At 62.6% G+C, this 21,880-nt stretch carries 18 protein-coding genes; 5 read left to right on the top strand and 13 right to left on the bottom strand.

From position 1 onward, the window contains the following. Nucleotides 1-71 precede the first annotated feature (71 nt). From pafA to J3D46_RS16840, 9 genes are all read right to left on the bottom strand, one after another. Entirely contained in the window at nt 72-1,436 is a 1,365-nt protein-coding gene (pafA, locus tag J3D46_RS16880; protein WP_231340139.1) for a Pup--protein ligase, read from the bottom strand. Between the two features lies 1 nt (nt 1,437). Continuing rightward, nucleotides 1,438-2,145, bottom strand: coding sequence for a proteasome subunit alpha (gene prcA / locus J3D46_RS16875; RefSeq protein WP_231340140.1), 708 nt, complete (start codon nt 2,143-2,145; stop codon nt 1,438-1,440). A 1-nt stretch (nt 2,146) separates the two neighbouring features. Next, nucleotides 2,147-2,956 carry a proteasome subunit beta gene (prcB, locus tag J3D46_RS16870; RefSeq protein WP_231340141.1) on the bottom strand — a complete coding sequence of 270 codons (810 nt, stop codon included), beginning with the start codon at nt 2,954-2,956 and terminating at the stop codon, nt 2,147-2,149. Nucleotides 2,957-3,034: 78 nt separating this feature from the next. Next, nucleotides 3,035-3,238: a ubiquitin-like protein Pup gene (locus J3D46_RS16865; RefSeq protein ID WP_043806102.1), complete on the bottom strand. Its 204-nt coding sequence runs from the start codon at nt 3,236-3,238 to the stop codon at nt 3,035-3,037. Between the two features lie 119 nt (nt 3,239-3,357). Beyond that, on the bottom strand, nt 3,358-4,977 hold the full coding sequence (gene dop / locus J3D46_RS16860) for a depupylase/deamidase Dop (RefSeq protein ID WP_253469242.1): 1,620 nt from the start codon (nt 4,975-4,977) through the stop codon (nt 3,358-3,360). Between the two features lie 50 nt (nt 4,978-5,027). Further along, on the bottom strand, nt 5,028-6,836 hold the full coding sequence (arc, locus tag J3D46_RS16855; RefSeq protein WP_231340143.1) for a proteasome ATPase: 1,809 nt from the start codon (nt 6,834-6,836) through the stop codon (nt 5,028-5,030). A gap of 97 nt (nt 6,837-6,933) precedes the next feature. Continuing rightward, nucleotides 6,934-7,998 (bottom strand): tRNA (adenine-N1)-methyltransferase, encoded by a 1,065-nt coding sequence (locus tag J3D46_RS16850; RefSeq protein ID WP_253468265.1) that lies wholly within the window; start codon nt 7,996-7,998, stop codon nt 6,934-6,936. A gap of 115 nt (nt 7,999-8,113) precedes the next feature. Further along, nucleotides 8,114-9,277: a site-2 protease family protein gene (locus tag J3D46_RS16845; protein ID WP_253468264.1), complete on the bottom strand. Its 1,164-nt coding sequence runs from the start codon at nt 9,275-9,277 to the stop codon at nt 8,114-8,116. Continuing rightward, a complete protein-coding gene (locus J3D46_RS16840) occupies nt 9,278-9,997 on the bottom strand; it encodes an HAD family phosphatase (protein WP_253468263.1) in 720 nt (239 codons plus the stop codon). It lies immediately after the preceding gene. A 123-nt stretch (nt 9,998-10,120) separates the two neighbouring features. On the opposite strand from J3D46_RS16840, the gene J3D46_RS16835 reads away from it, so the two are divergent. Beyond that, nucleotides 10,121-11,026, top strand: a complete 906-nt coding sequence (locus J3D46_RS16835; protein WP_253468262.1) for a PAC2 family protein — start codon at nt 10,121-10,123, stop codon at nt 11,024-11,026. Nucleotides 11,027-11,114: 88 nt separating this feature from the next. Here the strand turns inward: J3D46_RS16835 and mshC are convergent, their stop codons facing one another. Together mshC and J3D46_RS16825 are read right to left on the bottom strand one after the other, a co-directional pair. Further along, a complete protein-coding gene (gene mshC, locus J3D46_RS16830; protein WP_231340148.1) occupies nt 11,115-12,392 on the bottom strand; it encodes a cysteine--1-D-myo-inosityl 2-amino-2-deoxy-alpha-D-glucopyranoside ligase in 1,278 nt (425 codons plus the stop codon). A gap of 15 nt (nt 12,393-12,407) precedes the next feature. Then, complete coding sequence (locus J3D46_RS16825; protein WP_231340149.1) at nt 12,408-13,241, bottom strand: undecaprenyl-diphosphate phosphatase; 834 nt, start codon at nt 13,239-13,241, stop codon at nt 12,408-12,410. Between the two features lie 52 nt (nt 13,242-13,293). On the opposite strand from J3D46_RS16825, the gene J3D46_RS16820 reads away from it, so the two are divergent. Continuing rightward, nucleotides 13,294-14,226 carry an aldo/keto reductase gene (locus tag J3D46_RS16820; protein ID WP_231340150.1) on the top strand — a complete coding sequence of 311 codons (933 nt, stop codon included), beginning with the start codon at nt 13,294-13,296 and terminating at the stop codon, nt 14,224-14,226. A gap of 7 nt (nt 14,227-14,233) precedes the next feature. On the opposite strand, the gene rfbA is transcribed toward J3D46_RS16820, so the two are convergent. After that, a complete protein-coding gene (gene rfbA, locus J3D46_RS16815) occupies nt 14,234-15,100 on the bottom strand; it encodes a glucose-1-phosphate thymidylyltransferase RfbA (protein WP_231340151.1) in 867 nt (288 codons plus the stop codon). A 53-nt stretch (nt 15,101-15,153) separates the two neighbouring features. Between rfbA and rfbB the strand changes: the two genes are divergently transcribed. The 3 genes from rfbB (at nt 15,154) to J3D46_RS16800 (ending at nt 20,534) form a co-directional block, all read left to right on the top strand. Next, nucleotides 15,154-16,152: a dTDP-glucose 4,6-dehydratase gene (rfbB, locus tag J3D46_RS16810; RefSeq protein ID WP_253468261.1), complete on the top strand. Its 999-nt coding sequence runs from the start codon at nt 15,154-15,156 to the stop codon at nt 16,150-16,152. Nucleotides 16,153-16,155: 3 nt separating this feature from the next. Beyond that, nucleotides 16,156-17,565 carry a bifunctional dTDP-4-dehydrorhamnose 3,5-epimerase family protein/NAD(P)-dependent oxidoreductase gene (locus J3D46_RS16805; RefSeq protein WP_308102712.1) on the top strand — a complete coding sequence of 470 codons (1,410 nt, stop codon included), beginning with the start codon at nt 16,156-16,158 and terminating at the stop codon, nt 17,563-17,565. Between the two features lie 191 nt (nt 17,566-17,756). After that, entirely contained in the window at nt 17,757-20,534 is a 2,778-nt protein-coding gene (locus J3D46_RS16800) for a WecB/TagA/CpsF family glycosyltransferase (RefSeq protein WP_253468260.1), read from the top strand. Here J3D46_RS16800 and J3D46_RS16795 read toward each other — a convergent pair whose 3' ends face one another. Then, nucleotides 20,535-21,878 (bottom strand): hypothetical protein, encoded by a 1,344-nt coding sequence (locus J3D46_RS16795; protein WP_253468259.1) that lies wholly within the window; start codon nt 21,876-21,878, stop codon nt 20,535-20,537. Nucleotides 21,879-21,880 lie beyond the last annotated feature (2 nt).

Raw genomic sequence — 21,880 nt, 5'->3', positions numbered from 1 at the left:
CAGTGCGGCTCTTGGAAAGAGACCACTATCCAGAATAGCCCGCGAAGCTGGGAGCCAGCTTATAGAGCCGGTCAGCCCATGGAGTCCAGCAGTGCATCCACCCGCTCGTCAACGCTACGGAACGGATCCTTGCAGAGAATGGTCTGGTGCGCCCGGTCGTTGAGCTTCAGGTGCACCCAGTCAACGGTGTAGTCGCGGCCCAGCTCCTGGGCGCGGCGAACAAAGTCACCCCGCAACTTTGCCCTGGTTGTCTGGGGTGGCGCGTCCACGGCGTCTTTGACGTCCGTTTCCGTAACCAGGCGTCGTGCTGCCCCCCGCGCTTGCAGAAGGAAGAAAATCCCACGTTGACGCGAGATGTCGTGATACGTGAGGTCGAGCTGGGCGATGCGTGGTGAGTCAAGGCTAAGGTCATGGCGGTTCATGTAGCCGTCCATGAGCTTCTTCTTGATGGCCCAGTCCACTTCGGTATCAATGGTGCTCGTATCGCCGCTTTCGATGGCATCGAGCGTTCGTTTCCACAGATCCAGGATGAGCGGCACATGGGCGTTGTGTGCGCCGTTCGTGGCGACGAACTCAGTGACCTTGGTCAGGTACTCGCGCTGGATATCCAGGGCGGTGAGCTGCCTGCCGTTGGCAAGCCTGACCAGTGCGCGGCCCGTCAGGTCATGCGAGATCTCACGGATGCTGCGGATAGGGTTTTCCATCCGCATATCCCGCATGATGACGCCTGCCTCGATCATGCGGAGGATAAGGTCCACGGTTCCCACCTTTAGGAGCGCGGAAGTTTCAGACATGTTGGAGTCCCCCACAATCACGTGGAGGCGACGGTAGAACTCGGCGTCCGCATGTGGCTCATCGCGGGTGTTGATGATGGGGCGGGACCTGGTGGTGGCCGAGGACACGCCCTCCCAGATGTGATCGGCACGCTGGGAGAAGGCAAACGTGGCGCCGTGGGGCGTCTTCAGCACTTTCCCCGCTCCCGCGATCAACTGGCGGGTCACCAGGAAGGGAATGAGGATCTCGGCCAAGCGGGAGAATTCCCCCCGCCGCGGAATGAGGTAGTTTTCGTGGCTGCCGTAGGAGTTTCCGGCGGAGTCGGTGTTGTTCTTGAAGAGATACACCGTGCCGTTGAATCCCTCCGCCGCCAGCCGCGCCTGGGCCTCGTCCACGAGGTCGTCCAGGATGAGTTCGCCGGCCCTGTCATGGGCGATCAGCTGTGCAAGGTCGTCACATTCGGCCGTGGCGTACTCCGGATGCGAACCCACATCCAGGTAAAGCCGCGAGCCGTTGGTCAGGAAGACATTGGACGACCGGCCCCAACTGACGACCTTGCGAAAGAGGTATCTGGCCACTTCCTCAGGGGCCAGAGGACGCGAATCCGGGCTGGAATAGGAGATTCCAAATTCCGTTTCGATGCCAAATATTCTCTTATCCATCTCAAGCCTCCTCGGCGAGCAACAGGGTCATATCCTCAGGCAACAGCCGCCGGAACGCCCTACGGGAACCGCGGTGGCTTTCGGACGCGCGGTACAGGACTGCAGCCTCGACGGCGGTAGCCGGCAGCGCGTCAGCCTCCTTATCGGCAGCCAGGGCGCGCAGTGCCAAACGCATGGCCCCGGCCAAACTGAGCTCGGGATCCCAATCCCCACTGACGACGTCGGAAATCTGGTCAGCGAGACCGCCCATGACAACAAAGCCGTTCTCATCGGCAATCGAGCCATCGAAGGTCAGCCGGTAAAGGTGGTCCTGCTCCTGTGCCAGGCCCACTTCGGCGACTGCCAGCTCCACTTCGAACGGTTTCTGTTCCGCAGTGAACACCGCGCCAAGACTCTGGGCATACACGCTGGCCAGACCGCGGGCGGTGACGTCCTCGCGATCGTAGGAGTATCCGCGGACGTCGGCGTAACGGACACCGGCTTGCCGGAGGCTTTCGAACTCGTTGTACTTGCCCACTGCTGCGAAGGCGATTTTGTCGTAGATCTCGCCGATCTTGTGCAGCGAGGGCGACGGATTCTCCGCGATCAAGGCAATGCCGTCGGCGCAACTGATGACCACCACGGAGCGTCCGCGGGCGATGCCTTTCCGTGCAAAGTCAGCACGGTCCTTCATCAGCTGTTCGGGAGAGACGTAGAACTGCTGCGTCATCTCAGGCCTCCCGTCCGGCGATGGCCCGTGATTCGACGATGGCGCCGGCTATGGCGGCCAGGTCGCGTTCCGGAACACGGCGGTTTCCGGTGCGGTTGACGGTATAGACAACAGGCCACAGTTGACGGACCGGGTCGGGGCCACCGGTGGCGGAGTCGTCGTCCGCGGCATCGTAGAGCGCCTCAACGGCCACTGCCACCGCGGATTCTTCAGTGAGATTCGGCTTCCACAGCTTCTTCAAGGCGCCCCGGGCGAACACCGAACCGGAACCAACCGAGTGGTGTTCCTGCTCTTCGTAGCGGCCGCCGGTGACGTCGTAGGAGAACAACCGCCCGACGCCGGACACTTGGTCGAACCCCGCGAACAACGGAATGACCGCCATCCCCTGCATTGCCATGGGAAGGTTCCCGCGGATCATTGCCCCCAGCCGGTTGGCCTTGCCCACCAGGCTCAGGAGCGTGCCCTCGATTTTCTCGTAGTGCTCCAACTCGACCTGGAAAAGCCGTGTGATGTCGATGGCCAGGCCGGCCGTGCCGGCGATACCCAGCACGGAATACTCGTCGGCGGGAAACACTTTCTCGATGTGCCTGCTGGCGATGACGTTGCCCATCGTGGCCCGGCGGTCTCCCGCCATCAGGACACCTCCCGCATATGTCAGGGCAACGATGGTGGTGGCATGAGGCGACGACGGAACCATGCCGGCCGGTAATGATTGGCTGAAGGGAAGTAATTCGGGACGCGAGCGTTGGAGATGCTCCGTAAAGGAAGACGTTGCCTGGGTGGCCAGGGGGCCGGTTGATGGGTCCTGCATTGCTGCACTCCTTCGACTCTGCGTTCCGATGCCCGGCGGCCTCACGCCGACCGGGCAGTACTGACGGTGTGGGTCCGGTTACTGGCCGCCCTTTTGCACGAACGCCCGGACGAACTCTTCGGCGTTTGATTCCAGGACGCCGTCGATTTCATCGAGGAGGTCATCCACGCCCTGGGTTGCCTCCGACGCCTGTGCCTCGGGCGCTGCGGGCGGGGCCTCCGGTACGTCCACTTCAGTTTCGGTTTCCCTCGACTGCGGTTGTTGCTGCTCCTGAGCTGCCATTTTCTTTCTCCCTACTGTCAGTCCCCTGATGCCGGAGACTTCCTAATGCCATATTGCCACGCCGTGGGCTGCTGCGTACGGCTTTGGAAGGGCACGAATGTTGGTGTGCCGTTCCAGCCTCAGCTCCTGGCCGGCGGCGGGTTTCGGCCCATCAAATCGGCAAGGAATGAACCTGCATCCTGGTGACGGTCGAACAATGCTCCGGTCAACGCCCGGGTTCCACGCAGCGGTTCACGGGTGGGTACCCTCTGCAGTTTCCCCAACCCCGGTACATCGAAAATTACCGAGTCCCAACTGGCGCCGACCACGTCCTTGCCAAACCTGGAAACACACCGTCCGCGGAAGTACGCGCGAGTGTCCGACGGCGGTTCGGTCACCGCCCTGGCGATGTCGGCGTCGTCGACGATCCGCATCATGCGGTCCCTGGACAGCAGCCTGTAGTACAAGCCCTTTTCGGGCCGGATATCCGACCATTGCAGGTCCACTAATCCGAGCCTGGCGTCGTTCCACTCAAGGCCGTCACGGTTCCGGTAGCCTTCCAGAAGTGATTTCTTGGCCACCCATTCAACGGACGAGGAGGCCGCAGCAAGGTCGCTTCCCAGCGTTGTCAACGTGGTTTCCCAGTGTGACAAGACATCGTGGGTGTGGCCATCGCCGGTAACCGAGTCCGCCACGCCAGTCTCCTGGGCAAGTTTGGCCGCTGCCTCGTAATACATCCACTGGATGTCCAGGGCCGTCACCCTTCGGCCGTCGAGCAACCGTACTGTGGCTGTGAGCGTTGTGTCGTGGCTGATGGTTTGAAGAGCCTGAACAGGCTCGTGGACTTCAATCCTCGGAGCCTGTCCGGCTTCGATGAGGCTCAGGACCATGGCGGTGGTACCGAACTTGAGGTAGTTCGAGGCCTGGCTGAGGTTGGCGTCACCGATGATCACGTGAAGGCGGCGGTACTTGTCGGCCGTTGCGTGGGGCTCGTCCCTGGTGTTGATGATGGGACGTCGGATGGTTGTTTCCAGCCCTACCTCTGCCTCGAAGAAGTCCGCACGTTGGCTGATCTGGTATCCGGGTGTGGAGCTGTCCTGTCCCAAGCCGACCCGTCCGGCACCGCACACCACCTGGCGGGAGACAAAAAATGGCGTCAGGCCACGAATAATGTCACCGAACGGAACGGAGCGGGGCATGAGGTAGTTCTCGTGCGAGCCATAAGACACTGACTTGTTGTCAGTGTTGTTCTTGTAAAGATTGATGGGGGGCAGGGTGGTGTCCGCCGCGACCTTCCTCACAGTGGCCAAGGCAACCAGGTCACCGGCAGCATCCCACGCCACAGCATCGCGCGGATTCGTCACTTCCGGGCTCGAATACTCTGGGTGTGCATGGTCCACGTAGAGACGGGCCCCGTTTCCCAGGACCATGTTCATCAGCAGGGAACCGGATTCGTCGGCTCCATCGAGCTCCAACTCCTGGCGACCGTACGCCAACGCAACCGCTTCGGCGTCGAGCACTGGCGGCTGGTCTGTGAGTTGGCTGGGATCCGCGGCTGACCTGTCCAAGGTCCAGCCGCGTGCATCGTGCAACGGTTCTTCGTCCGTGTAGTCCCAGCGTGTCTCTGCTCCCCCGGCTGCCCGTTGCCGGGTAACTGTGGCGTACGCCTGGATGATCCTTGCGGACATCATGGTGGCATTCGCCCCGGGCGCCGACGGCGCGTGGATTCCGTATTCAGTTTCCGAGCCCATGACGCGCATGGCGCCGCCGGCAGGCAACTTTTCAGCAGGCGTACCTTCGGGTCTTGCTGTCACAGGTATTGGCCTGTGTTGGCGGTGGTTTCAATCGACTTGCCTGGTTCCTGGCCGGCCTTGCCCTGGACAATCGTGCGGATGTACGTAATCCGTTCACCCTTCTTGCCCGAGATCCTGGCCCAGTCGTCCGGGTTGGTGGTGTTCGGCATGTCCTCATGCTCGCGGAACTCGTCAACCACGGCCCGCAGCAGGTGCTCGATCCGGAGGCCCTTTTGGTGATTGGTCAAGAGGTCCTTGATGGCGTATTTCTTGGCCCGGTCCACGACGTTCTGCACCACGGCGCCGGAGTTGAAGTCCTTGAAGTAGAGCATTTCCGTATCGCCGTTGGCGTAGGTGACTTCGAGGTATTCGTTGGATTTCTCCGTGGAATACATGGCTTCGACGGTGCGCTGGACCATGGCGTCCACCGTGGCCTGCACGTCTCCGCCATACTCGGCAAGGTCCTGGGCGTGGAAGGGCAGGTCCGTGGTGATGTACTTGGCAAAAATGTCCGCCGCGGCCTCGGCGTCGGGGCGCTGGATCTTCACTTTTACGTCGAGGCGACCGGGTCGAAGAATGGCGGGATCGATCATGTCCTCACGGTTGGAGGCGCCGATGACAATGACGTTGTCCAGACGCTCCACGCCGTCGATCTCGCTCAGCAACTGGGGCACGATAGTGGTTTCGACGTCGGACGAAACGCCGGTACCGCGGGTGCGGAACAGCGAGTCCATTTCGTCGAAGAAGACGACGACAGGGCTGCCATCGGATGCCTTTTCACGGGCACGCGAGAAAATGAGGCGGATGTGGCGCTCGGTCTCGCCCACATACTTGTCCAGGAGCTCGGGTCCCTTGATGTTCAGGAAGTAGCTCTTGAGATCGGTGTTGCCGGCGCGTTCTGCGGCACGGGCTGCAAGGGAATTTGCCACAGCCTTGGCGATGAGCGTCTTGCCGCAACCCGGAGGGCCGTACAGCAGTATGCCTTTGGGGGCCTTGAGCCCATGTTCGCGGTAGAGGTCCGGGTGCAGGAACGGCAGCTCCACGGCGTCGCGGATCTGTTCGATTTGGGGGCCGAGACCGCCAATGTCCTGATAGGTGATATCCGGAACTTCTTCGAGGACAAGGTTCTCCACCTCGGCCCTCGGCACCTTCTCAAGGGCGTAGCCGGTCCGTGAGTCCAGGGACAGTGCATCGCCGACCTTCAGGTGGACACTTTGAAGGGCGCCTGACAGCCGGACTACGCGTTCCTCGTCGGCCCGGCCCACCACCAGGGCGCGGTCCTTGCCCAACATTTCCTTGAGGGTGACCAGTTCGCCGGCGCGTTCGTAGCCCAGCCCGGCCACCACCAGGAGGGCCTCGTTCAAGAGGACTTCCTGCCCGACTGCCAGCTGGTTCAGGTTGACCAGTGGGCTGACGCCTACACGCATTTTGCGGCCGGCATTGAAGATATCCACGGACTCTTCGGTAGCGGCCTGGCCGGAACTGCCTGCGGCTGCCTGCTTTCGCGGGTTGATCTGCACTACGGTTCCGAAGCTATAGGGCGGCTGGCCCTCCTGCTCCAAAGCACCCTTCAAACGGAGAATCTCGGCCTTGGCCGTTTCCAGCATGCTCACTAGCTTGCCGTTGTTCTGGGTAGCAGCTGCCAACTGGCGGTCAATGTGGCGAAGCTTGTCCCGGAGGATATTGATTTGCCGTTCGGCAACCGTCAGTTCACTCGAGGGCTCCGGCGGTTGGACAGCTGCAAGCCCCCGGCTCGCCGCTTCTTCCGCTGCGTTATGTGCTTCTTCCGGCGTCGGCCGTCCAAGGTCGTTGTTTGACGTATCCACGATTCATCAGCCCCTTCCTGCGCTTAACAAGACCTTAGTCCCGAAAAGCGCAGGGTGCTTGGTGACATCCGGAATGCGGACCCTATTGTGACCTTTGTCAGTTTGTGACTGGGGGATCATCCTGGACGTTGGTTCCTGCGATGGCGTCGCGGGCTGCCCGGCGGAGTTTCTTGTCCGAGACAGAGCGCTCTCCCACAGCGCCGGGCGTCCACGCGTTGAGGTCCTCTTCGCTGAACTCGGTCTTGGACGGGCGGCGCTTGACGGAGATTCCAGTGACGCCATCGGCGAGGCGGCGTGTGACGAGGAGGAATCCGGTGTGGGCCACCATGCGGTGGTCCGGCCGTACGGCCAGTCCCTCAAGGTGCCATCCGCGAACCATGGACTCCCAGGCGTCAGGCTCAGTGAAGCGCCCGTCGGCGCGAATGGCCTCAGCCGTGCGCGACAACTGGGTGACGGTTGCCACGTAGTTGATCCACACACCACCGGGCGCCAGGACAGTGGCAACAGCGTCCAAGCACTCCCAGGGAGCCAGCATGTCCAGCACGACGCGGTCCACGGAGCCAGGAGCCTCAGCCTTGACCACTTCTTCCTGGAAGTCGCCCAGGGAGATCTGCCATGCGGGGTGCGGTCCGCCGAAGATGGTCTCCACGTTTCCGCGGGCGATGTCGGCGAACTCTTCGCGACGCTCAAAGGAGTGGAGGTAGCCGCCGTCGCCCACGGCGCGCAGCAGCGAAATGGAGAGGGCGCCGGACCCGACGCCGGCCTCAACGACTCGTGCGCCGGGGAAGATGTCAGCCATGGTGACGATCTGGCCTGCATCCTTCGGATACACAACAGCGGCGCCACGGGGCATGGACAAGACGAAGTCGGCGAGCAACGGACGCAGGGTCTGGTACTGCTGGCCAACGTTGTTGCTGACTACGGAGCCATCCACCTTGCCGATGATCTCATCATGGTTCAGGAAGCCGCGGTGGGTGTGGAAAGCGCCACCTACCTCCAAGCTGATGGTGTTCATGCGGCCGCGTTCATCAGTGAGCTGGACCCGTTCGCCAACGCGGAAAGGCCCGCGGCGGCGCGCAGCACCCGTCGGCTGCACGGTTGTGCCATCGGCCGGCCTGTCGGTGCCTGCGTTTGCTTCGGGGGCGGCGGTTTCGCTGCTCATGTACTGTTCCTCGCTCCTGTACGGCTGGGCCGCAACGTCTTGCTGGCGGGTGGGCGCCAAAAATCCATGGGTTCTTCGGTAAAACCGCCGGCATGCAACTCTACCGGCAAGGGTGTCAGGCGCGCCCGCTCCGGCGGGCTTCCTTGCCTGTAATGGCCGTCACTACTGCTTGCTGGCGGAGAAGGCCAGTGACGATTCCGTTGTGATCCACCACAGCGTATTCGCCGCCCTCCAGCCGTGCCAAGTACTGGATCAATTCCTGGCCCTTGGACCATTCCGGGACGTACGCCCCAGCGCCCAGGGCGTGCGCTACTGCGGTGACGGGCGTCGTCGCCGTTGATTGCGGAGGCACAGCGGCCGCTGCTCCGAAGTCCACCACACCCTGCGGCTTGCCATCCGGTCCGCAAATCACGACGGCGGGACTCCCGGCCGGGGAAAGGTCCAGGACGTCCGCAACAGTGGCCGAGTTCGGCACGCCTACCGCGGATTCTGCCAGTCCAGCGGCACTCACGAGGTGGAGGCGGCTGCGGAGCTTGGCGTGGTGGATCGAGCTCGAAGCGCCCATCCAGAGGAAGCCGCAGACGAGGACGGTGATAAGCATCAGGCTGATATCCAGCGGCGTGCCGCTGATGAGCGGCAGCCCGATGAACCAGATGACCAATGCGGCAACGATGATGCGGCCAGACCACCCTGCGGCGATCGTGCCCTTGTCCTGGCTTCCGGTCGCTTTCCAAACCGCCGATTCAACCAAGCGGCCGCCGTCCAGGGGCAAACCGGGCAGGACATTGAACAAGCCGATCAGGAGGTTGGCCCACATCAGGATGTTGGCCAGGATGTCCGATACGCCGCTTAAGGCACCGGAAGAAAGAACGGCCCACATTCCGGCCGCCAGGACGAAGTTGGAGGCCGGTCCGGCCAAGGCGACCACCACCGAACGTCCAGGGGAAGCCGTGAAATTCTCGAATTGGGTATGTCCGCCCCAGAGGTTCAGCACGATCTTTTCCGTTGGCCAGCTGAAGGCCTTTGCGCTGAGCGCGTGCGCCAATTCATGGACCAGAACCGAGACGGCGAGCAGCAGGGCATAACCCAAGGCCACGAAATACGCTCCGATGCCGAGCTCCGGCATCCGTATCAGCAGTGCCGGGCCATAGACAATCACCGTGAAGCCGGCGATGACAAACCACGAGTAAGCGAGGTAGACCGGAATACCGGCGATCTTTCCCAGGGGAATGCCGTCTTTTTTGGTGGCGGCGTGATGGGGCGTGGAGGAACTGCTCACCTAGTTGGCCCCTTCAAGCAGGTCCACTGCTGCGAGGCGGTCATGAACCAGGCGGCAGACGTCGGAGGCAGTCCTGCCAACCAACGTGTCCCACATGATCATGCGGCGGTCCTCGGGCAACGGAACCTGGTGGGGTATTCCTACCGTCACCACACCCGAGGCAATGGCGGCCGTTGCCCCCGGTACGGAGTCCTCCAGGGCGACACAGTGGTGAATGCTGAGTGAGGGGTCGTCCAGCCGGAGCCGTTCGACAGCAGTGAGGTAAGCCTCGGGGTGCGGTTTTCCGTTGGCTACCGTATCCCCGGTGACCATGAATTCGAAGTAGGGCTTGGGAAGGCTTTCCACTACCACGCCGGCCAAAGGGCCCTCGGACATGGTTACCAGGGCACAGCGGATGCCCGCCTGATGAAGTTCGTCCAGGAGTTCACGCGCGCCCGGACGCCACGGGACTTCCTCGCGGACCTGCGCGATGACCTGGGCGCTGAGGGTGTCCACGATTTCGCGGGCTTCAAGCCGGACACCCGCGGCTTGGAGGACGGCGGCCGAGTGAAGCAGCGACTGGCCTACCAATTGCATGGCCTGCTGGTGCGACCAGCTTCCGCCATGGGACTCCACAAGCGCACGCTCGGCAGCGATCCAGTAGGGCTCGGTGTCCACGAGTGTGCCATCCATATCCCAGAGCACGGCTTTGAGGAGGGGCTGGCTGGGTAACGAATGCATGGTTTCAAGTCTACGTGGAACCTGGCCGGCGGCTGTCCGGGCTTTGCGCTGTGGGCGAATCGGTGACACGCGTTGACGTCAAATGCCATGCATCGGCACGGGTCTTGGACGTAGGGTGAGTGGATGAACAGTGTGGACGGGACCCCCGAAGGGCAGGACATCACCGCGGAGCCCGAGCGTTTCCTCAAGGAACCGGCGGAAGGCCAGCGTGTCACCGTCATGCTCGCCGCATTCGAGGGCTGGAACGATGCCGGCGAGGCCGCCAGCGATGCGCTGCACTATTTGAACAAGCTCTGGGACGGCAAAAAGGTTGCCACGGTGGACGCCGAAGAGTACTACGACTTCCAGTTCACCCGCCCCACCGTGCGCCGCACATCCTCGGGTGCCCGCAAGGTCAAGTGGCCCTCTACCCGGATCTACAAGGCAGCAGTTCCGGGCAGCAACGTGGACGTGGTCTTCGTACTTGGCACGGAACCTTCCTACCGTTGGCGTGCCTACACCACCGAATTGTTGGTCCACGCCGAAGCACTCAAGGTGGACTCCGTGATCCTGATTGGCGCATTGCTTGCCGATGTACCCCATAGCCGGCCCATTCCGGTAAGCACCACCAGCGAGGACAGTTCGCTGCGTGAGCGCCTGAACCTCGAGGCATCCCAATACGAGGGACCCGTAGGGATTGTTGGCGTGCTTGCGGAGTTCGCCATGCTGGCGGGGTTGCCGACGGTGTCCCTGTGGGCGGCTGTTCCGCACTACGTTGCCCAGCCCCCCTCCCCCAAGGCTCAGCTGGCGATCCTGCACAAAGTGGAAGACCTGCTCCAGGTTCCCCTCGACAGCCAGGCGTTGGCCGAAGAGTCCGAGGCCTGGGAACGCGGAGTGGACGAACTCGCCACTGAGGACCCCGAAATTGCTGCCTACGTGCGCCAGCTTGAGGAAGCGAAGGATACGGCGGACCTCCCGGAAGCCTCCGGTGAATCCATTGCCCGCGAATTCGAGCGCTACCTGAAGCGGCGTGGCAAAGAGCGGCCGTAAGAACCAATCCTGAAAACAGCAACGGCCCTGACATTGCGTCAGGGCCGTTGGTGTTTCGGGCCGTTGGTGTTTCGTGCTGATTCGCGCCCTAGAGTTCCACCCCAAGCAAAGCGTCGATGGCATCCGTCACCAGGGCAGAGTCCTGTGCGGACTTCTCCGCGCCGGAGCGCAGCGCTTCCCCTGCCCAGTAATCGACGGCGGCGATGGCTCCGGGAGCGTTGAGGTCGTTGGCCAACTCATTGCGCATGGCTGCCACCAGGGGTCCCGCCGATCCGGTAGGTGCATGCTCCGCGGCCTCACGCCACTGTGCCAGCCGGTCTTTGGCGGCCGAGAACTCCGCATCGGTCCATGACCAATCAGAACGGTAGTGGTTGGCAAGAATGGCCAGTCGGATGGCTGCTGGTTCCTCACCGGCCGCGCGGAGCTTGGAGACAAGGACCAGGTTGCCCTTGGATTTGCTCATCTTCTCGCCGTCCAGGCCCACCATGCCAGCATGCGAGTAGTGCCGTGCCAGCGGGACACCGGAGAGGGAGTAGGCGTGCCCGGCTCCCATTTCGTGGTGCGGGAAGATGAGGTCCGATCCGCCGCCTTGGACGGTGAAGGGTGCCGGGAGGTACTTCTGCGCGATGACCGTACATTCAATGTGCCAACCGGGCCGGCCGTCGCCAAGAGTCGCGCCGGGCCAGTTGGGTTCGCCGTCGCGGGCCACGCGCCAGAGCAAGGGGTCCAGGGCATTGCGTTTGCCCGGCCTGGCAGGGTCTCCTCCGCGTTCAGCGAACAAGGTCAGCATCTCTGCTTCGCCAAGTCCTGACACGTCGCCCAGGGTCCAGGCGTCGGTTGCGTCGGAACGTTTGCCGGCCATTTCGACGTCGTAATAGACATCGCCGTCGGGTTCACCGTCGGATCCTTGAACGCGGTAGGCCACGCCGTCGGCAATGAGGCGCTCGATGGCGGGCACAATGTCCGGGATCGCCTCCACGGCACCGATGTAGTGGTTTGGTGCCAGTACGTTGAGTGCGTCCATGTCCGTCTGGAACAACTCAATCTGGCTCTGCGCCAAGTCGCGCCAGTCCACACCAGTGGCGGTGGCGCGCTCCAGCAGGGGGTCATCGACATCCGTGACGTTCTGGACGTAAGACACCCGGATGCCGGCGTCGCGCCATGCCCGGTTCAGGAGATCGAATGCCACATAACTGGCCGCATGTCCCATGTGGGTAGCGTCATATGGCGTGATGCCGCAGACGTACATGGATTGTTCCGGTTGCCGTTCAACCTCCACGACGCGGCCAAGGGCTGTGTCGAACAGTCGTAGTTGCGGCATGCTGCCGGGCAGCTCAGGAACAGGGCGGGAGGTCCACGATTTCACGACTCAACCTTAGTGCTAGGCGCTGATCACATTGAAACCGAGCAGGACATACAACGCCAGGCCGAGGAGGATGCGGTACCAAACGAAGAGCCGGTAACTCCGTGTGGAGACGAACTTCAGGAACCAGCCGATGATGATGTAGCCCACGACAAAGGCGATGACGGTGGCCAAGGCGGTCTCAGGAAGCCCGTACGGTCCGGAAAGGCCGTCATTCGAAACGGTCTTGTAGAGCTGGTAGAGGCCACTGCCGAACACAGCCGGAATGGCCAGAAGGAACGAATACCTCGCAGCAGCCTCACGGGTGTAGCCCATGAGCAGGCCCGCCGTGATGGTGCCGCCGGACCGGGAGACACCGGGAATCAGTGCCATGGCTTGAGCGAAGCCGTACAGGATGCCGTGCTTGTAACTCAGCTGCGTGAGGTCTCTGTCCTGCCGGCCGATGGCGTCGGCGACAGCCAGGATCATGCCGAACACAATCAGCATGGTGGCAACGATCCACATACTGCGCAGAACGGATTCAATCTGGTCCTGGAACAACAGGCCCAGGACGATGATGGGCAGGCTGCCCAAAATGACCAACCAGCCCATGCGGGCATCCGGGTTGCTGCGTTCGACTTTCCCGGTCAGGGAACCAAACCATGCGCGAACGATTCTGACGATGTCGCGCCAGAAGTACACAATGACCGCGGTTTCGGTTCCCAGCTGGGTGATCGCAGTAAAAGCGGCACCCGGATCAGCGGCACCCGGAAGGAATGAGCCGACAATCCGCAGGTGCGCACTTGAAGAGATCGGGAGGAATTCGGTGAGGCCCTGTACCAGGCCCAGCAAGGCTGCTTCTATCCAGTTCACGTGAATAGACCCTACGTCATGAAGACTGGGAACTGCCCGTAAGCTAGCAGCTATGCAGCAGCGTTATGTCGGAAACAGCGGGTTCCGTGTGTCCTCTTTGTCCCTCGGAACCATGTCCTGGGCCCAGGAAACAGATGAACAGGACGCGGCCGAAGTGCTGCACGCCTTCGTAGCTGCCGGAGGCACTGTGGTTGACACCGCAGCCTCGTACGCCCAGGGCCAGGCCGAAGCGATGCTGGGGTCCATGCTGGGCGATGTGGTGGCCCGCTCCGAACTGGTCATCTCCACCAAAGCCGGGGTGTCGTCGTCGGACTCCAGGCGCAGCATCAACGCCTCCCGCGGGGCGATGCTGTCCGCCCTGGACGCCAGCCTGGCCAGGCTGGGAACCGACTACATCGACATCTGGTTCGCCCACGAGTGGGACCCGAATGTTCCCTTGGATGAAACCCTTTCAGCGTTGGAACTCGCCCAACGCAGCGGCCGGGCCCGCTACGTCGGAATTTCCAACTACAACGGATGGCAGACAGCCAAAGCCGCCGCCGTGGCCGGATTCACACTGGTGGCAAACCAGTCGGAATACTCCCTGGTTCAGCGCCGGGCCGAGGAGGAACTGATCCCTGCCGTGGAAGACGCGGGGCTGGGGCTCATGGCCTGGGCGCCGCTGGGTCGGGGCGTCCTGAGCGGAAAATACCGCGGGCAGATTCCGGCCGATTCCAGGGCAGCGCAGAGCCGTCTCGCAGCCTATGTGGAGCCTTACCTCGAGCCGAAAGCCTCACGGGTGGTGGAGGCGGTGGCCATGGCTGCCCGCGGACTGGGGCGGTCTCCCCTGGACGTTTCCCTGAGCTGGCTGCTCTCGCGCCCGGGCGTTGCGACAGCTGTTGTCGGCGCCAGGAACGCCGTGCAACTCAAAGAACTACTGGACGCGCAATTGAGCGTTCTTCCCGCAGAAATTGCCCGCGCCCTCGAAGACGTGTCCGCCACGTAATTCGGTGCTATTGGCGGTCCAGGATGTCCAGAAGGTAGTTCCCGTACCCGCTTTTGGCGAGCTTGGCGGCCTGTTGGCGAAGTTCGTCGTCGTTCAGGTAGCCCATCCGCCACGCCACTTCTTCAGGGGCGCCGATCTTCAAGCCCTGCCGGTTCTCCGTGGTGCGGACGTAGTTTGAGGCGTCGTTCAGGTCGCTGAAGGTTCCCGTGTCCAGCCAGGCGGTACCCCGTGGGAATTTCTGCACGTGCAACTGGCCGAGTTCCATGTACTTGCGGTTGATGTCCGTGATCTCCAGTTCCCCACGCGGGGATGGTTGGAGGTCTTTCGCCATGGCAACCACGTTGTTGTCGTAAAAGTACAGGCCGGGGACGGCGTAATTGCTCTTCGGCACGGCCGGCTTCTCCTCGATGGAAACGGCCAGGCCGTCGTCGTCGAATTCCACCACTCCGTAGGCGGACGGGTCCTTGACCCAGTAACCGAAGATGGCGCCGCCGTCGACGTCGGCGTAGTGGCGCAATTGGTTGCCCATGCCGGGGCCGTTGAAAATGTTGTCCCCGAGGATCAGCGCCACTTTACCGCTGCCAATGTGGTCCTCCCCGAGGATGAACGCCTGGGCGAGGCCGTCCGGCGTCGGCTGCTCCGCATAGCTGAGGTTGATGCCGAACTGCGATCCATCGCCAAGGAGCCGCTGGAACTGGGCTGCGTCCCCTGGCGTCGTGATGACCAGGATGTCTCGGATCCCTGCGAGCATCAGCGTGCACAGGGGGTAATAGATCATGGGCTTATCGAACACGGGAACCAGCTGCTTGCTGATTCCGAGCGTGATGGGGTGGAGCCGCGAACCCGTTCCACCTGCAAGAACAATTCCTCGCAAACCAGCCGTCCTCACCTGTGCCCAGTCTCGCCGCGGGCGGCTACTCTAGGGCCATGCAGAGAATCCTTGTCACCGGCGGGGCCGGATTCATTGGATGCAACTTTGTCCACTACATCATGGAGCACACCGGCCTGCATGTCACGGTCCTGGACAAACTGACCTATGCGGGCAGCATCGAATCGCTCGCCGGGCTGCCTCCCGAACGCTTCGACTTCGTCCAGGGCGACATCTGCGACGCCGACAGCGTGGACACGCTGACTGCCGCCGTGGACGCTGTAGTGCATTTTGCGGCCGAGTCACACAATGACAACTCGTTGGAGGAACCCCGTCCGTTTGTTGACACGAACTTGCTGGGTACCTTCACGCTCATTGAGGCCGCACGCAAACACGGCAAGCGTTTCCATCACATCTCCACGGACGAGGTCTACGGAGACCTGGCCCTGGATGATCCGCATCGCTTCACTGAAGATTCCGTGTATCGGCCGACCAGCCCGTATTCGGCTACGAAGGCAGGCTCGGACTTGTTGGTTCGCGCTTGGGTCAGGTCATTCGGCCTCCAGGCGACCATCAGCAATTGCTCCAACAATTACGGCCCTTACCAACACGTGGAGAAGTTCATTCCCCGGCAGGTCACCAACATCCTGGAAGGTGCCCGGCCGCGCCTTTACGGCAATGGGCTCAACGTCCGGGACTGGATTCACGTAGAGGACCACTCCTCGGCCGTGGTGGCGATTCTCGAACGCGGCCGCGTGGGTGAAACGTACCTGATAGGAGCCGACGGTGAACGATCCAACCGCGAGGTTGTGGAAATGATTCTTTCGCTGATGGGCCAGCCGCGCGATGCCTATGACCTGGTGGGTGACCGTCCCGGCCACGACCTTCGCTACGCCATCGATTCGAGCAAACTGAGGCGGGAACTTGGTTGGTCGCCGCGGTACTCGGATTTCGACGCCGGCATCGCTGACACCGTGAAGTGGTACAGGGACAACGAAGATTGGTGGCGTCCGCAGAAAGCTGGGACAGAATCCAAGTACGCGGGTCAGGGCCACTGAACAGTGGAGCCGGCACAGCAATTGCGGACAAGGGCTACACCCATCCCGGGCTTGATGCTTTTTGAGCTGCCGGTTCATGGGGATGACCGGGGCTGGTTCAAAGAGAACTGGCACCGGAAGAAAATGGCGGACCTTGGGCTGCCGGATTTCGGCCCGGTGCAGAACAATATTTCCTTCAATGCCGCCCGCGGCACCACTCGTGGCATTCACGCCGAACCATGGGACAAGTTCATTTCCCTCGCCTCCGGACGAATCTTCGGCGCGTGGGTGGACCTGCGGGAAGGAACCACCTTTGGGACACTGTTTTATGCGGAGCTGACAGCCAAGGACGCGATCTACGTCCCTCGGGGTGTAGGCAACGCTTTCCAGACGCTCGAGGACGGCACCGCCTACACCTACCTGGTCAACGACCATTGGAGCGCGGAGGCGCAGAAGGATTACACCTTCCTGAATTTGGCCGACGAAGCAGTGGCTGTCCCGTGGCCGATTTCCCTGGACAAGGCGGTCGTGTCCCCGCAGGACCGAAATCATCCGCGATTACCTGGAGTGGAACCCATGAAACGGCGGCGCACCCTGGTCCTTGGATCAAATGGCCAGCTGGGAAACGCACTGCGGACCGCATTTGCAGGTGACGAAACTGTGGAATTTGCGGACAGGGAGCAGTTCGACATCACGTTGGAAGCATCGTATGTGGCAACTGACTGGCGGAAGTATTCCACCATCATCAACGCAGCAGCATTCACGGGAGTGGACGCTGCAGAGACCGCCGACGGCCGGGCAGCTGCCTGGAGAATCAACGCAACCGCCGTGTCCCTGTTGGCGAGGACCGCCGTCGAACATTCGCTGACGCTGGTTCATATCTCCAGCGACTATGTGTTCGACGGCACGGCGGACATTCACCGGGAAGATGAAGACCCCACGCCGCTGGGGGTCTATGGCCAGAGCAAAGCGGCCGGGGACGCTGCTGTGGCGTCGGTGCCGCGACACTTTATTGTGCGGACCAGCTGGGTTGTGGGCGAGGGCCGAAACTTTGTGCGCACCATGGCGGCGCTGGCCGCACGCGGAACGTCACCGTCGGTGGTCGATGACCAATGGGGCCGTCTGACCTTCGCCACGGACATCGCGGCGGGCATCCGGCATTTGCTCGAAACCAACGCCCCCTACGGGACGTACAACCTCAGCAACAGCGGCGAACGGCAGTCGTGGGCGGACATTGCACGGGAGGTATACCGCTTGTGCGGGGCCGACCCCGGTTTGGTGCAGTCCGTCAGTACCGCAGCGTATTCCGGGCCAGGCACGGCTCCCCGTCCCCGGAGCAGCATGCTGGATCTGTCGGGAATTCGAGCCAGCGGTTTTGATCCACCTGCAGCCGCCCCACGGCTTGCTGACTATGTGGCGGCACTGGAGCCCTAGCGGAGTCCGCCAAAACGGCCTAAAGTTGCCCTACGGCAGCCCACAATGTGGCAGGGCCGGGAGACAACTCAAGTGAACAAGTTGGTTGGGCAGCATTTGCTGTCCACGGCGATCCAAGCAGTGCAGCAGCATTGGATCGCCGGCTCAATTATTCTGCCCTGAGCTGGACCCCGAAGCCTGGAGAGCCGAGAATGCTGCTGCCAAAGATAGCGCCCCGACGAGGCGCACTCCCCCACCGTTCCACCGCCATCGATGCCGACGATACAGCGCTGCTGCTCACGGCGCCCAAGGGACCGGTTGCCAGCGACCAAGCCACTGCCAGTGACCAATTCGCGGAACAATCCGGGGCAGAGCAATGGGTGAACCTGGGCGGAGCACCAGTGAAACTCATGGACTTCGACAAGGCAGTGAGTGAAATCCTGGGCCGTGCGCATAACGGTGAAGCCAAGCCCTTGGGAGTCTGCTCGGCAAACTTGGACCACATCCAGCATTTCGGCCGTGGCAGCCGGTGGAGCGGCACGCTGGACCAGCCAGGACCAGTGGAATGGTTGACGTTGCTCGATGGTGCGCCGTTGGTTGCCGAAGCCGGGCGGATCACCGGCTCTGCTTGGCCCCGCCTGGCCGGCAGCGACCTCGTGGGACCATTGCTGGACCAGGCCGTACGCCGTGGTCTCCGCGTGGGATTCCTGGGCGGAAGCCCCCAGTCGCAGGAACTCATCCGGAACAGGTTCAGCCAGGAGCGTCCCGGTCTGGCAGTTGCAGGTTGGTGGGCACCTGAGCGTTCAGTGCTTGGTGATGTGAGCGCATCCTCGCGTTTGGCAGCCGAGATTGCCGCCTCCGAGGCGGACATTCTGGTGGTGGGCTTGGGCAAACCACGGCAGGAGCTCTGGATTGCCGAGTACGGGCAGCTGACGGGGGCCAAGGTGTTGCTCGCGTTCGGTGCCGTTGTCGACTTCCTCGCGGGCCGGATCACGCGCGCCCCGGTATGGGTCAGTACCCACGGCATGGAATGGGCCTGGCGATTGATGCTTGAACCACGACGCCTGGCCCGGCGATACCTGGTGGACGGACCGCAGGCGTACTTCACCCTGCGGATGTCCAGTACTGCAGCGTTGCCCTCTTCGGTGCCCGGTTCGAGGGACGTGATCCCTGGGACCAAAGCCCCAGCCGTCCCGGAGCACGGGCCCAGCCGTGGTCCGGGATCGTTCCTGCCGGCAGCGTCAATGGCCGACGTCGCCGTGATTGTAGTGACCTACAACAATGCCGACGACGTCCAGGCCTTGGTCTCCAGCCTGCGTGGGGAAACAAAGGAGCAGTCACTGAAAGTGGTGGTGGCCGATAATTCCCCCGATGACCTCACCATGGCCGAACTGGCCCGGCATCCTGACGTCGTCGCCGTGAGCACCGGAGGGAACCTTGGATACGCGGGCGGAATCAATGCCGCTATGCGAATGGCCGGAGCAGCGGATGCCTACCTCATCCTCAACCCGGACCTGCGCGTGGAGCCCGGAGCGGTTGCTGCCCTGCGCCGAAGAATGGCACTCTCCGGCGCAGGAATGGTAGTTCCGGTCCTTCTGGACGACGACGGCAGCGTGTACCCGTCGCTGCGCCGCGAACCGGGCGTTCTGCGAGCGCTGGGGGATGCGGCCCTGGGCGGCCGGGTGCAGGGCAGGCCCGGGTGGTTGTCCGAGATGGATTTTGATCCTGAGAGTTACCACTATGCACACTGTGTTGATTGGGCGACGGGTGCGGCGCTGTTGATCCGTGCGGATGCGACAAGGGACGTGGGTGACTGGGACGAGCAGTTTTTCCTGTATTCGGAGGAGACGGACTATTGCAGGCGGGTTCGGGAGACGGGACGTTCGATCTGGTTTGAGCCTTCCGCCCGGATGTGGCATGAACGCGGGGGCTCCGGGACGTCGCCGCAGTTGACGGCGCTGATGTCTGTCAATCGGGTTCGGTATGCGGCGAAGTATTGCGGTCGACGCACGCTGGCGGCGTTCACTGCGGCGGTGTTGGTTTCGGAACTTGTCCGTCTCCATAAGCCTGGGCACCGTGGGGCTGCCCTGGCTGTGCTTGACCGGAGGCGGTGGCAGGGGTTGCCTCATGCCACCCGCGGTGGGCAGTCCCCCGTGTCGGACGAGCCGCCACCATCGGGCGCCGTCATCATTCCCGCGCATAATGAGGCCGCTGTAATCGCCAGGACCCTTGAGTCGTTGAAGGGCGTGATGGCGTGGGGCTCTGTTGAGGTCATTGTGGCGTGTAATGGCTGTACCGATGGGACGGAGGCCATTGCGTCGACGTTCCCGGGCGTGCGGGTCCTGTCCCTGGATGCTGCTTCCAAGACCGAGGCTTTGAATGCCGCAGATCAGGCGACGAACCGTTGGCCCCGCCTATACCTGGACGCGGACATCGAGGTCAGCACCGGGGCCCTCGAGTCGGTCCTGAAGGCCCTTGACGGCGGGCCGCTGCTGGCTGCCCGTCCGGCCTTCCGGTATGACACCAGAGGTGCTTCTGCGCTGGTGCGGTCCTATTACAGGGCCAGGAGCCGGGTACCCGGCAACGCCCAAGGCCTTTGGGGTGCGGGGGCGTACGCCCTCAGCAGGGACGGGCATGATCGACTGGGCGCGTTTCCGGCCCTGACCGGGGATGACTACTACGTGGACCGGCTCTTCGCAGCGGAGGAGAAGGCAGTCCTGCCCACTGAGCCTGTGGTGGTGAGGACGCCGCGGACCAGGGTGTCCCTGCTTGCTGTCCTGCGGCGGAGCTATCGGGGAAATGCGCAGCAGGACGGGCAGGATTCGGCGACGACGTCCCGGACTGTGCGTGAACTGCTTTCCTCCGTCAGGGGTCCGTTTTCTGCAGTTGACGCCGCCGTTTACGCCGTCTTCGCTGCTGCGGGCCGCCGTCGTCCGCTGTTGGTTCGCAAGCCTGCTGCCGCCTGGGAGCGGGACGACAGCAGCCGCTAGTCAGAAGCCGCAGCTCCCGCCGCCTTCGACACGGTAGAGGTGCACGGCGTTTCCGTCGGAGAAGGTGTCTGTGAAACTGCCGTCCACCACGGGAATGGTCCGGTTCTCGTCGAGGACGACGGCGGTGCTCCCGCCGCACTGGACGTGGAAGGTTGCCTGCCCGCCGGCCTCCTTGTTGGCGCCGGCAAAGATGTAGACCTTGTGGTCGTGCAGTTTGGTGGTGAAGTCCACTGGGCCGGTGGCCGTGGTGGCGCCGTCGAGGAAGGGCCCGTTGAGGACGGGTGCAAGCTCTGAGATTTGTTTGTTCAGTGCCGTTACTGTTGGCCTGACCAGCGCGCCGCAGTCACGGAGTACGTGCTGGGAGATGCAGTCGCCCCCGAAGTTGTGGTTGAAGTAGATCACGCCGCGGGCGCCGTGGATCAGGCTGCTCCATACCGCTGCACGGATTTCGGGAGCGCTGATGGTTGTGGCGTTGGGCGAGTCCTTGAAGGGGTGTCCGGCCTCCACGAAGGCCCAGATGGGCGTAGTGTTTCCGCCTGCCTGCAGTTTTCGGATGCGTTCGATGGTCCAGCCGTAGTTAGCGGCGAGCCTGCATTCTTCCTGTGTGAGGTCTCGTGTGTACCCGACGATCGCGCCGCCTTCACCTTTGGCACAGATACTGGGGTCGGTGAACCAGTAGGTATCAGCCGAGACAACGTCCTGGATGCCTTTGAAGAACTCCACGGACTCCTCATCGGAAAGCCAGAAGGCCACGCCCTTGCCGTAGTTGGCATACAGCATGGCTCCTTGTGGTGCTACTGCGCGGCGTTCCTTCTGGACGGTGTAGCCGCATTTGCTTGCCTCCGGCACGCAGAGGGGCCCTTCGCCGGGATATTTGCCTGTCCACGGGGCGCTGCCCGGTCCTGCCCACATGTCCACTTCGTCGCTGAGGGCAAAGCCTGAGGCATCTGCGGAATTGAAGGTGGGGATGGCGTACATGCCAGACGCCTTGACCAGTTGGAGGTCGGAATTGGCGGTTAGCTCGACGTAGGTGTTGAGCCCGGCTTCCTTGTCCAAGGCGATATTCGCTTGGTCCAGGACACTTTCGAACCATACGGCGATGGGGAAATACGCTGGATCGGCGGGGAGGCTGCCGCTGAACTGTGCGTAATAGTCCGCGCCGCCATCGACGGGGCGCAACACCACTCCGTCAAAACCCGATGGAGTGCTTGCTGGAGTGGTGGGTGGACCGCCGTTGGGTGTGTCCGGCCCAGTGAAGGGTGGAACGCCGCTTGCGGCAGCGACCGCTATGACAAGGCTGGCGAGGACAGTTCCCCCCAGGATGCCTGCTGTCCTTGGTTTCACTG

This window comes from Paenarthrobacter sp. A20 (genome assembly GCF_024168825.1).
Lineage (GTDB): Bacteria > Actinomycetota > Actinomycetes > Actinomycetales > Micrococcaceae > Arthrobacter.
Note: the sequence above shows the minus strand (reverse complement) of the source record. Positions and strands in the feature narration are given on the sequence as shown.

What these genes read in the sequence shown, in the direction of transcription:
- pafA (WP_231340139.1), bottom strand. Translation starts at nt 1,436, where the DNA reads ATGGATAAGAGAATATTTGGCATCGAAACGGAATTTGGAATCTCCTAT.
- prcA (WP_231340140.1), bottom strand. Translation starts at nt 2,145, where the DNA reads ATGACGCAGCAGTTCTACGTCTCTCCCGAACAGCTGATGAAGGACCGT.
- prcB (WP_231340141.1), bottom strand. Translation starts at nt 2,956, where the DNA reads ATGCAGGACCCATCAACCGGCCCCCTGGCCACCCAGGCAACGTCTTCC.
- J3D46_RS16865 (WP_043806102.1), bottom strand. Translation starts at nt 3,238, where the DNA reads ATGGCAGCTCAGGAGCAGCAACAACCGCAGTCGAGGGAAACCGAAACT.
- dop (WP_253469242.1), bottom strand. Translation starts at nt 4,977, where the DNA reads ATGCGCGTCATGGGCTCGGAAACTGAATACGGAATCCACGCGCCGTCG.
- J3D46_RS16850 (WP_253468265.1), bottom strand. Translation starts at nt 7,998, where the DNA reads ATGAGCAGCGAAACCGCCGCCCCCGAAGCAAACGCAGGCACCGACAGG.
- J3D46_RS16840 (WP_253468263.1), bottom strand. Translation starts at nt 9,997, where the DNA reads ATGCATTCGTTACCCAGCCAGCCCCTCCTCAAAGCCGTGCTCTGGGAT.
- J3D46_RS16835 (WP_253468262.1), top strand. Translation starts at nt 10,121, where the DNA reads ATGAACAGTGTGGACGGGACCCCCGAAGGGCAGGACATCACCGCGGAG.
- J3D46_RS16820 (WP_231340150.1), top strand. Translation starts at nt 13,294, where the DNA reads ATGCAGCAGCGTTATGTCGGAAACAGCGGGTTCCGTGTGTCCTCTTTG.
- rfbB (WP_253468261.1), top strand. Translation starts at nt 15,154, where the DNA reads ATGCAGAGAATCCTTGTCACCGGCGGGGCCGGATTCATTGGATGCAAC.
- J3D46_RS16800 (WP_253468260.1), top strand. Translation starts at nt 17,757, where the DNA reads ATGCTGCTGCCAAAGATAGCGCCCCGACGAGGCGCACTCCCCCACCGT.